Annotated in this window: 7 protein-coding genes; 2 read left to right on the forward strand and 5 right to left on the reverse strand. The window is 41.2% G+C overall.

Annotated elements, in window-relative coordinates:
• Positions 1-722: 722 nt before the first annotated feature.
• From GQR45_RS08040 to GQR45_RS08060, 5 genes are all read right to left on the reverse strand, one after another.
• Complete coding sequence (locus GQR45_RS08040; RefSeq protein WP_165725639.1) at positions 723-2,033, reverse strand: hypothetical protein; 1,311 nt, start codon at positions 2,031-2,033, stop codon at positions 723-725.
• Positions 2,034-2,772: 739 nt separating this feature from the next.
• Positions 2,773-5,664, reverse strand: a complete 2,892-nt coding sequence (gcvP, locus tag GQR45_RS08045) for an aminomethyl-transferring glycine dehydrogenase (RefSeq protein ID WP_165725640.1) — start codon at positions 5,662-5,664, stop codon at positions 2,773-2,775.
• Positions 5,665-5,825: 161 nt separating this feature from the next.
• Positions 5,826-6,215 carry a glycine cleavage system protein GcvH gene (gene gcvH / locus GQR45_RS08050; protein WP_024590231.1) on the reverse strand — a complete coding sequence of 130 codons (390 nt, stop codon included), beginning with the start codon at positions 6,213-6,215 and terminating at the stop codon, positions 5,826-5,828.
• A gap of 73 nt (positions 6,216-6,288) precedes the next feature.
• Positions 6,289-7,371 (reverse strand): glycine cleavage system aminomethyltransferase GcvT, encoded by a 1,083-nt coding sequence (gene gcvT / locus GQR45_RS08055; RefSeq protein WP_165725641.1) that lies wholly within the window; start codon positions 7,369-7,371, stop codon positions 6,289-6,291.
• Between the two features lie 117 nt (positions 7,372-7,488).
• On the reverse strand, positions 7,489-8,088 hold the full coding sequence (locus tag GQR45_RS08060; RefSeq protein WP_010554322.1) for a hypothetical protein: 600 nt from the start codon (positions 8,086-8,088) through the stop codon (positions 7,489-7,491).
• A 126-nt stretch (positions 8,089-8,214) separates the two neighbouring features.
• On the opposite strand from GQR45_RS08060, the gene GQR45_RS08065 reads away from it, so the two are divergent.
• A complete protein-coding gene (locus tag GQR45_RS08065; protein WP_007579940.1) occupies positions 8,215-9,066 on the forward strand; it encodes a LysR family transcriptional regulator in 852 nt (283 codons plus the stop codon).
• A 188-nt stretch (positions 9,067-9,254) separates the two neighbouring features.
• Positions 9,255-11,420, forward strand: coding sequence for a TonB-dependent receptor (locus GQR45_RS08070; RefSeq protein WP_165725642.1), 2,166 nt, complete (start codon positions 9,255-9,257; stop codon positions 11,418-11,420).
• Positions 11,421-11,571: the final 151 nt, after the last annotated feature.

Here is an 11,571-nt window from a genome sequence, read left to right on the forward strand (position 1 = left end):
TAGAACGACTAGTTTAAGCACATAATAAAGGGCAATAACATTGCCCTTTATTTTCTCATGCACTCTCCCACGGTTAATCACATGGTAAACGCATTTTCATATTCTATTCACAGTGGTCTAGACAGAGTAATTAACTCGATGAGCAATAAACTAAAAAGCTAGGTATTTGATGTCTAGTCAAAATTTAGTGCCTTTGGTTCCACTAGAAAGTCGACTTGCTGCACAGTTGTTATGGGGCTTTGGGGATTTGCATGAAGGCTAAATCCTTTTACCATACTATAGAAATAATTAACCCCTCGCAGGGCGCTGAGCTTACGGGTAGCGGGAGGGGTGTTGTTGATGTCAATAATAGAGATTATAAGTATAATTTCAAGGCATTTGTTGTTTGGGCCGATATTGGCACTAAACGATGACTGAGAGGTAAGCCAAGAGCCTTAATTAATCATCAATGATGCTCAATTAAAACGCTTAAACTCATATGGCGTTCTTTATTCAAGCCATGGTGTATATTCACACCAATCGACGTCATTAATAGTTGTATAGGGTACAGTGCGTAGCCATATTTAAATTGAGTTTAAATAATAAGAATACTTGATTTTTGAATAAAAAGTTCAAGAAAACACAGCAGCCTGCTTGACTGGAACTTTCTAATGAGTGACCCCTTTGATTTTAATGTATAAGGCCAAAAATGTGGCCTTATACTACAAAATAAAACGTGACAACTAATACAACTCAGCACCTATGAATATATATACGTAATTACTAAATTCAGGCTTAGTTAAATGCCCGCCTTCAGAAATCGTATCTAATAATTGTGCATAACTGTTTGCATCGGTTGCATTACCAGCATAGCCATAAAGTAATAACGTTAGCTCTTCTAAAATAACTTCATCGGTAGGTTCAGGAAAAATACTACCGAAAGATAAATCAGGAATTTGACCGCTTATGCCACCTCTTATTGTCCAATCAAACCTGCTTTCTGCAGCATCATCAACTAAAAAACTATAACCCCATGTTGTTCGAGCAAACCGGTTATCTACATTGCTAAAGTCAAAGCTTGCATCATTGTTTTCAGTAATCTGAAGTAAACTAAACCCTAAATCATCAGTAATCGTGGGAAGCTCTGTCAGCTGATAATCACCATCAGTTTCTATTGCGCTTCGAGCATAACTGTGGATATCAACTTCAACACCATCTACGTTCATCGGGTCGGACATAAAATCAAACTGCACATAAGAATTGTGCTCAGTTACTGTGGGGAATATAAAAAGAGTGTCTGATATTCCTGAAAAACTATATTGAACAAACTGATAAGTATTTTCAGCTTCAATATAACCTCTAGTACTAGAATAATCAGCATTAAAATCTAATTGAACAGGAACTTCAACACCGTCATGAATAAAATCTTCATCAGTTAGCGTAATAACTGACGAGTTTACCGGTACATCAATAACTGCTGCTTTTGCATCAACTGAATACCTAGACAGCGCTGTTAAATAGAGCTTATTGTCACTAGGACAAATATTTACAGAACCTGAAACCTCATTACCTTGAGATTGGTATATCGTGTAATCAGATGCAATCGTACTTAGCGCTGTTGTATCAACATTATATTCAGTACACCCACAACCTTCGCTAAAGTTATTAAAATAAAACTTGCCTAAATTAGCTCTATTTTCAATATCAAGCTCAGTGAAAATTTGCTTATAACCACCGTCGGTCTCATCAACCACATCGCCCAGTAATGATACATGTCTTGTACCAGAAGGTAGTTCACCTGAGAAATTACCTTGGGCGTCGGTTTTAACAGAGCCTATAGCATCACCATCGTCGTTATGAAAAACAACATCAGTTTGATACGCAGAATCGGTCCCGCACTGGCGAGTTAATGCTTGTAATGAAATAGTTTGAAGCTGAGCAGTACTGCCGCCATTTAATGAGCTTGCAGAATTCCCATCTGATGAAGAGCCACCACATGCGCTGAGCGTTAAAGAAAGTGCAATAGCGAGTGGGGTAAGTATAAATTTATTCATTTTTATTAGTCCATTAAGTTTATTCCGTTTCATTATCTCAACTTAAATAGAGCAACAACAAGTTATTTAGCAACTAAATTGCAATAATTTGTAAACAAAAAAACATACAACTCACAAATAAAGCCAACAAATAGCCATACCTGCAAAGTTAAGCATTTATTAAAGCTAAAGTTACTCGCTAAAGTCTAGAATACAGAAAAATGCAAAGGGTCAGGTCTTGTTTCTTGCCAAGGCCAAAACAATTATCACGTTTAACACCTTCCCCCGTCACCACGCCATTAAAATGAGCAATTGATTAGTAATATCGCGTATGGATGCGCGATAAGACGAAGATAGACCAGAGAGGGACCAGCGGCAGCCCCTCTTTGGCTGCTGTCGCCAGCGCGACAAAACCTTGAATAAGGTTTCTAATCTTAAAAAAATGCGAAACGTATTCGCGTTATCGATGATGGTGACCTCAAACACCTATTCAAATACTTATTCAGGCTGCCGCCCGCGCGTCAGCAAGCTAAACGCCTACAATAAATAACACATACTCTTGGCTTTTAAGTGAGTAAGTATATTTGTGATTTGTTGGGTTTCGTTTCACTCTTCCCAACCTACGCCCATATAATTTATGGCGAATCACCACACACAAAAAAGCCGTTGCATTGCTGCAACGACTTTTTTAATTTTGATAAATTCCCAAACTATAATGGGACTTACTACCCATTAAAGGTCAAAAAATTAGTCTCTGTTCTTAGTCGCGATAAGTCTCAACCGATGGACAAGCACACACTAAGTTACGGTCGCCGTATACGTCATCAATACGTGTAACGGTTGGCCAGAACTTGTTTTTAGCTACTGCAGGCACTGGGAATGCAGCGTAAAAACGGTCGTACGCGCGGTCCCATTCGTTACCTAATACGTCGCCTTGTGTATGCGGTGCAAACACTAGCGGGTTGTTTTCGATTGACCATTCGCCAGAGATTACTTTTTCAATTTCGCCTTTAATTGACACCATTGCTTCGATAAAGCGGTCAATCTCACCTTTTGATTCAGACTCAGTTGGCTCAATCATTAATGTGCCAGCTACTGGGAACGACATAGTTGGTGAATGGAAGCCGTAATCTTGCAAACGCTTAGCTACGTCCATTTCAGTAATGCCTGATAGCTCTTTAAGCGGGCGTAAGTCAACAATACATTCGTGAGCAACACGGTTGTTACGACCACGGTATAAAATTGGGAAATGCTTGCTTAGCTCATGCGTTAAGTAGTTAGCATTAACAATTGCCATTTCAGTAGCTTGTTTTAAGCCCTCGCTGCCCATCATGGTGATGTAAGCCCATGAAATAGGTAAAATAGCGGCTGAGCCGTAAGGCGCTGCCGATACCGCACCGTTACCGATGTTAGTACCTGGTACGTTAATTACGCTGTGGTTTGGCATAAACGGCGCAAGGTGCGATTTAACACCAATTGGGCCAACACCTGGACCACCGCCACCGTGTGGAATACAAAATGTTTTATGCAAGTTTAAGTGCGATACGTCTGAGCCAATAAAGCCTGGGCTTGTTACGCCAACTTGCGCGTTCATGTTTGCGCCGTCCATGTAAACTTGGCCGCCGTGCTCATGAATAATGTCACAAATTTCGCGAATTGTTTCTTCGTATACGCCGTGCGTAGACGGGTATGTGATCATGATGCACGATAAGTTTTCAGACACTTCCTCAGCTTTCGCTTTAAGGTCAACCATGTCTACGTTACCGTTTTTGTCGCAGTTAACTACCACAATTTTCATGCTCGCCATTTGCGCTGATGCAGGGTTAGTACCGTGCGCAGAGCTTGGGATCAAACATACATTACGGTGTGCATCGCCGCGTGACTCGTGGTATTTACGAATCGCGATTAAGCCTGCGTATTCACCTTGCGCGCCAGAGTTTGGCTGTAGTGATACTGCATCGTAACCGGTAATGTTTACTAACCAGTCGTGTAGCTCGCCAATCATTATTTGGTAACCCTCTGCTTGATCTAGCGGGCAGAATGGGTGAAGGTTTGCAAACTCAGGCCACGTAATTGGGATCATCTCGGCAGTCGCGTTTAGTTTCATGGTACATGAGCCTAACGAGATCATTGAGTGATTAAGCGATAAGTCTTTGCTTTCTAGTCGCTTGATGTAGCGAAGCATGTCTGTTTCGCTGTGGTAGCTGTTAAAGTTTGGATGCGTTAGTACTTCGTCATCACGTACTAAACTTGCAGGAATTGACTCGCTGCCATTTGCTTCAACGTCGGCTGCAATAGCGTCAACACTTAGGCCATGGCCTTCGCCTAAAATAATATCGAATAACTCAGCTACATCGGCACGTGTTGTTGTCTCTGATACCGAAATTGAATACTCGCCTTCGTGGTTTGTTGCAAAGTTTACGCCTTTTGCAATTGCACGTGCTGTTACGTCGTTTTTGCTGTCGCTTACTACTGTTAGCGTATCAAACCACGTGCTGTGCTTAAGTGCGATGCCTTTAGCTTTAAGACCACTTGCTAAAATATCAGCAAAGCGATGTATACGCTGCGCGATAGTTTTTAAGCCTTGTGGGCCGTGGTACACCGCGTAAAACGCTGCCATGTTGGCAAGTAATACCTGCGCTGTACAAATGTTTGAGTTGGCTTTGTCGCGGCGAATATGTTGTTCGCGCGTTTGCATTGCCATACGTAGTGCGTCGTTACCTAAACGGTCTTTAGATACACCAATAATACGACCTGGTAATGAACGTTTGTATGCGTCACGTGTTGCAAAAAATGCAGCGTGTGGACCGCCGTAACCCATAGGTACGCCAAAACGTTGAGCCGAACCAAGTACTACGTCTGCGCCTAGTTTACCCGGTGCTTTTAATAGTAATAAACTCATTATGTCGGCAGCAACACAGGCAATGGCCTTTTTGCTTTGTACGCCAGCAATTAGGTCAGTTATATCTACCACTTCGCCTGATGTAGTTGGGTATTGGAACAATGCGCCAAAAATGTCGTGATTTACGGCATCTTCTGCTTTACCTACAATTATTTCAAAACCAAACTGCTCGGCACGCGTTGTTACTACGTCGATTGTTTGTGTGTGTACGTCGTCGGCAATAAAAAAGGCATTGGCTTTTTTAGCTTTTGATACGCGTTTTGCAAGGCCCATAGCCTCTGCAGCGGCTGTTGATTCGTCAAGTAGTGATGCACTTGCTAAATCAAGACCAGTTAAATCTAGGGTCATAGTTTGGAAGTTTAATAATGATTCTAAACGCCCTTGAGCAATCTCTGGCTGATACGGTGTGTACGCTGTATACCAACCTGGATTTTCTAGTACGTTACGTAAAATTACGTGCGGTACGTTAGTTGGGTGGTAGCCTTGGCCAATGTACGATTTGAAAACTTTATTTTTGCTGGCTACTGATTTTAGGTAGCTTAGTGTTTCAACTTCAGTACGGCTTTCGCCAACTGTTAGCGGTTGTTCTAGACGAATGCTAGCCGGTACAGTTTGGTCAATGAGCTCTTGCACACTCGATACTTCTAAAGCACTTAGCATATCGCTTACTTGTGCTGGGCTTGGCCCAATATGGCGGCGAATAAAATCTTGCTTTTGCTCTAGTTCTTCAAGAGATTTGGCGTTTGACATGAATCCAGATTCCTATGATCCTAAATGCTAATGGGTAACTAGCATTAATTAAAATATTTGACGATTTAACAGTTCACTCAGTATGGGGTGGTGAGCTGTAAAATCATAAAAGCCCCATTTTTATACATTAAACGGGGCTTTTAGTTATCTTCAAAAAATGATTATTCTTCGTCGATAGTGTGCGAGTAACCTTCAGCGTCTAATAAGTTGTCTAGCTCAGACTCGTCAGATGCTTTAATACGGAATAACCAGCCGTCGCCGTAAGCGTCGTTGTTTACTGTTTCAGGTGAATCTTCAAGCTCTTCGTTAATTGCAACAATTTCGCCACTGATAGGTGCGTAAATGTCTGATGCTGCTTTAACTGACTCTGCTACTGCACAGTCTTCGCCAGCGTCTACTTCGTCGCCAACTTCTGGTAATTCAACAAATACCATGTCGCCAAGAAGTTCTTGTGCATGCTCAGAAATACCAACAGTAAATGTACCGTCGCCTTCACTGCGAACCCACTCGTGTGAAGGTGCGTATTTTAACTCGCTAGGAATATTGCTCATTTTATTTGTCCTTTGGTTTATATTGGGAGGATACCAATCGCAATAATTATTGTGATTGGTATAACCAAATTATTTAAATTATTGATTTACCGTTACGTACAAAGCTAGGCTTTACTACTTTAACGTTTACTAATTTTTTACGCATTTCTACTTGAGCTGTGTCGCCCGTTGAACGTGGTACACGTGCAAGGGCTACACTAAAACCAAGTGTTGGTGAAAAAGTACCTGATGTAATAATACCTATCCCACCGTCAACAATTACTTTAGAACCGCTACGCAAAACGCCTTTTTCTTCAAACACTAAGCCAACTAGTTTGTCAGTGCTTTTTTCTGCGCGTTGCTTAACAAGTACGTCACGGCCAATAAATTCGCGATCTTCTGGTTCCCATGCAATGGTCCATGCCATGTTAGCTGCAAGTGGTGATACGCTTTCGTCCATATCTAGGCCGTAAAGGTTCATACCGGCTTCTAAACGTAGCGTGTCGCGTGCACCTAAACCAGCAGGCTTAACACCTGCGTCTAGCAGTTGTTGCCATAAATCGGCTGCTTGGTCATTCGGTACTACTATTTCGTAACCGTCTTCGCCAGTATAACCCGTTGTGGCAATAAATAAATCACCTACTTGAACACCAAAAAACGGCTTCATGCCTTCAACAGCTGCTTGTTGCTCAGCATTTAAAAGAGTGGCTGTTTTTGCTTTAGCGTTAGGGCCTTGTACTGCAATCATTGCAAACTCAGGGCGCTCTGTAACAGTTACGTCAAAGTCGCTCGATACGTTAGCTAAATGCGCTAGGTCTTTTTCGCGCGTTGCTGAGTTAACAACTAGGCGGTAAAAGGTTTCGCTAAAGAAATAAATAATTAAGTCGTCTATTACACCGCCTTGCTCGTTAAGCATGCCTGTGTAAAGCGCTTTACCTGGTACGGTTAATTTTGCAACGTCGTTAGCTACTAGCTTACGTAAAAATGCTTGTGCTTGAGGCCCTTCAATATCAACAATAGTCATGTGTGATACGTCAAACATACCTGCGTCGGTACGCACGCTATTGTGTTCTTCTATTTGTGAGCCGTAGTTGATTGGCATTTCCCAGCCATGAAAATCAACCATTTTAGCGCCCGCTTCTAGGTGCTTAGCATGTAGTACAGTTTTAGAAGTCATAACATTCCTTCACGTTTAAATTAACCCTGTTTAGGGCGTGGCTTAAATAGACTTTAATTGCTTAATCGCAATTAAAAACAGGTAAACATTGTTGTGTTCACCTGTTGTTTGTATTCGTTATGCGGCTTCACTATGCATAAGTGCAAAACCTTGCGCTTGCATGTAGCTTTGCCATTTTTGTAATTCTTGTTGTTTAGCGACTAATACAAAGTGTTGTTCGTCGTTTTTATCAATGGCGGTAATAAATACATCACCACTTTGCGCACCGTAGCATAGTTGCGCGTCAGAAAGGCGCAAACCGGGTGTTAATTTAAAAGCATTTACTAGAGTATCAAACGCGTTGTCGCCACTTAAAATAAAGCTTGCTAGGTCGGTGCGTACTACATAATCAATATCAAAACGAAGCTGTTGCTCGTTTATAAGTGCTTGTAGTTGAAGGCTTGCGTTGTGTGGCAATACAAATCTAAAGGCGGTTTCGCTAAAGTAATAAACAGCAAAGCTGAAGTCAGAATTATAGTCGCCATCAAGCGTGCCTTTTAAGCCTAAACCGCTGGCGGTAAGCTTAGTTAAATCAAGGCCTAAAATAGTGCTTAAAAATACACTGGTCTCGGTGCCGCTAAAATCCATTACAACGTGATTGTTGTTAGTTTGCAAAGCGTTAGTAACCGCACTACTTGCGTTGCTGTGGCGGGCAAACATTATTGGGTTAAAAGTCATAACAAACACCTGTGTATTTTCGATTACAAAAGTATATTGCCCACGCCTACCAACAACAAATTGTAATTTTTTATCAATTGATAAATAATACTTATATATATAGCTATATAAATTGTAATTTTAAATATGAAAAACATATCAACAGACGGTTTACGTACTTTTGTAATGGTAGTTGAAATAGGTGGCTTTGCTAAAGCAGGCGATTTACTTGGCCTGTCGCAACCTGCTGTCAGTTTGCAAATAAAGCGCCTAGAAGACGTGCTTGGCTATAAACTATTTAAAAAACAAGGACAGCGCCAAGTATTAAACCAATACGGCGAGCTATTATTGCCTATGGCAAAACAAATGATGCAACACAACGATGCTATTTTGCAGCAGTTCACATCAGAAAACATTGCAGGTAAAGTGCGCTTGGGTATTCCGAGCGAATTTGCAGCGCGTATTTTACCTTCTATTATTGGCGACTTTGTGGCGCTCTACCCTGAGGTGTCGTTAGAAGTTAAGTCGCGTTTAAGTAAACATTTACTTTCGGCCTCAAGGCAAGATCAGTTCGATTTAGTACTTGCGCTAAATGAGCGACTTAACTCCGATAAGTTTCCTATTTTTATGCAAGACGAGCTGGTGTGGGTGGGCGACCTGTCACTTGCGCAAAACGACGTGGTTACGCTAGTTACTGCACCAGAGGGGTGTATTTATCGTCGCCGTGCAATTGATGCATTAAAAAGTGCGGGCATAAAATACCGAATTGTATATAGCAACGCCGATTTAACCGGCCTTATTGCTGCATTAAAAGAAGGCTTAGGTATTACCGTACTTGCTAAAAGCACAGTACCGAGTGAGCTTAACTATCAAGTTCAAACCAAACATTTACCCACGCTTGGTAATATTGGTATTAGTTTAATTAAAAGTTCGGGTGAATCTGACCATGCAGTAGACAAACTCGCGGAGTTTATAGCGCTACGTTTAGGTTATAGCTAATCAAAACTTTATAACGAGTAAAGCAATTACAAACTAATACAAAAGAAACAATTTAGTTAACAAAGTTGCATAAGTAGGTGCTTTTAGTTCTATTAAACTGAATAATTAAATACTTAATAACATTGATTCGTATTCGTTAACGTGTTCAAATTACGCCAATTAAGATAATTGACATGATTAGGAACACAATGAACCCTAAGTTTTTAGTATCTACCCTGGCAACTGCGGTTGCTTTGTCTTTTAGTGCTACTGCAATGGCAAAAGACACCAGCAATAAAGAACAACGCTTTGAACAAATTACCGTTATTGGCTCAGAACAAGCAATTAACGATATTCCTGGTTCGGCTACGTTTATTTCTGATGAAGAACTTCAAAAATTCAAATTTACTGATATTTCTCGCGTTTTAGCGTCTGTTCCGGGCGTGTACGTGCAAGAAGAAGACGGCTACGGCCTTCGTCCTAATATTGGTATGCGCGGCACAGGTACTGGCCGTAACGATAAAATATCAGTAATGGAAGACGGTGTATTAGTTGCACCAGCACCATACTCAGCACCATCTGCTTACTACTTCCCTACTACGGGTCGTATGGAGTCTATTGAAGTATTAAAAGGCGCGGCATCAGTTAAGTACGGCCCACGTACTACGGGCGGTGTTTTAAACTTACTTTCGCGCAGCTTACCTACTGAGCCAAATAGCTCAAAAGGTATGGTAGATGCAGCCCTTGGTGGTGATGGTTACTACAAAGGTCACGCTTACTTCGGTAAAGAAAAAAACAACACAGCAGGCTTAATTGAAGTATTTACTTACGGCGCAGACGGCTTTAAAGAGCTGCCAGTAGGTAATGACAACACCGGCTTTGAAAAAACAGATTTACTATTAAAGTTTGGTCATACGTTTGGTCAAAACGATGCGCATAATCTTGAGCTAAAAATTAAGTACTCTGACGAAACATCAGACGAAACATACATGGGCTTAACTGACGAAGACTATCAAGAAAGTCCTTACCGTCGTTATGCTGCATCGCAAAACGATGAAATGAATACTCGCCATAACGCATACCAACTTAACTACGCGTACCGTTTTGGTGATGGCTATGAATTTTTAGCTACGGCTTACTTAAACGATTTTCATCGTAACTGGTATAAAGCCAGCAAAGTAAGCGAAAGCTACCTTGAGCAATACAGTGAATTTGAAGCAAACCCTACAAGCGAAGGTATTGAAGGTATTGAAGGTATTGGTATTAAAGCTAATAACCGCGATTACCAAGCTAAAGGTATTCAGTCTGAATTACATATTCCTGCAGGCGATCACTATGTGACTGTTGGCGTACGTTACCACGAAGACGAAATGGATCGTTTTCAATGGGAAGACAAATACACACTTAATCAAGACCTAAGCTTAACGCTTACAGAGCAAGGCGTTCCTGGCTCTGACAGCAACCGTGTAGATAGCGCAGAAGCAAGTACCTTGTTTATTCAAGACGAGTGGACAATTGATGCATTAGTAGTAAGTGCAGGCCTTCGTTATGAAGACATTACTATTACGCGTGAAGAGTGGTCTAAATCAGATCCAACACGCAGCAACGGTTTAACTAAAGATGTGTCGAACGACACAGAGATTTTAGTTCCGTCGTTAGGTGCTACTTACACGCTTAACGAAAACGTAACGCTACTTGCGGGCATTCAAAAAGGTTATGCACCAGCAGCACCTGGTAATGCTGACCAAGAAGAAGAAGAAAGTGTAAACATTGAGTTTGGCTCTCGCTTTAATATGGATGGCTTTAGCGGTGAAGTAATTGCCTTTTACTCAGACTACAGCAACATGCACGGTAACTGTACTGCAGCGGTTGGTTGTAGCGACGATAACATTGGCGACCAATACAACTACGGTGAAGTAGAAGTAGCGGGCTTTGAATTTAGTGCAGCACGTACGTTTGCAACTGATACAGCTATGTTCCCAGTTAAATTAACGTATACCTACACAGACTCTGAGTTTAAAAACGATTTTGATTCAGAAATTTGGGGCACGGTAGAAAAAGGCGATGCAATGCCTTACGTACCAGAAAACCAAGTAGCGTTATCGTTAGGTGCTGAGTTTTCTGCGTTTGTAGTTAACAGCCAAATACGTTACGTATCTGATGCGCATGCTAACTTAACGCAGTCGGGCTTAAACGCAATTGATAGCCGCGTAGTATGGGATTTAGCTGCTAAATACTTAATCGATGAGAATCAAAAAGTATACCTAAGCGTTGATAATTTGTTTGATAAAACATACGTTGCTAACCGTTCAAACGGTGGCATTCAACCAGGTAAGCCGCGTACTGTTCAAGTAGGCTACACATACTCATTCTAACGAGTTAAATAGCTCTCTAGCTGCGTTAAAAATAACTCATATAAGAACAACTATATTTCGTTATTTTTGCCTTGCTATAGAGTTATTTTCCTATCGCTATAATAGAGCATCAATTGATGTAAAGTTAAAAGCGTAAGTTACAGATACAAAA

The sequence above is a fragment of the Pseudoalteromonas sp. SA25 genome (genome assembly GCF_011378705.1).
GTDB lineage: Bacteria > Pseudomonadota > Gammaproteobacteria > Enterobacterales > Alteromonadaceae > Pseudoalteromonas > Pseudoalteromonas arctica.

Excerpts from the sequence above, each read along its gene's own strand:
- gcvT (WP_165725641.1), bottom strand. The coding sequence starts at position 7,371 with ATGACTTCTAAAACTGTACTACATGCTAAGCACCTAGAAGCGGGCGCT.
- GQR45_RS08065 (WP_007579940.1), top strand. The coding sequence starts at position 8,215 with ATGAAAAACATATCAACAGACGGTTTACGTACTTTTGTAATGGTAGTT.
- gcvP (WP_165725640.1), bottom strand. The coding sequence starts at position 5,664 with ATGTCAAACGCCAAATCTCTTGAAGAACTAGAGCAAAAGCAAGATTTT.
- gcvH (WP_024590231.1), bottom strand. The coding sequence starts at position 6,215 with ATGAGCAATATTCCTAGCGAGTTAAAATACGCACCTTCACACGAGTGG.
- GQR45_RS08070 (WP_165725642.1), top strand. The coding sequence starts at position 9,255 with ATGAACCCTAAGTTTTTAGTATCTACCCTGGCAACTGCGGTTGCTTTG.
- GQR45_RS08040 (WP_165725639.1), bottom strand. The coding sequence starts at position 2,033 with ATGAATAAATTTATACTTACCCCACTCGCTATTGCACTTTCTTTAACG.
- GQR45_RS08060 (WP_010554322.1), bottom strand. The coding sequence starts at position 8,088 with ATGACTTTTAACCCAATAATGTTTGCCCGCCACAGCAACGCAAGTAGT.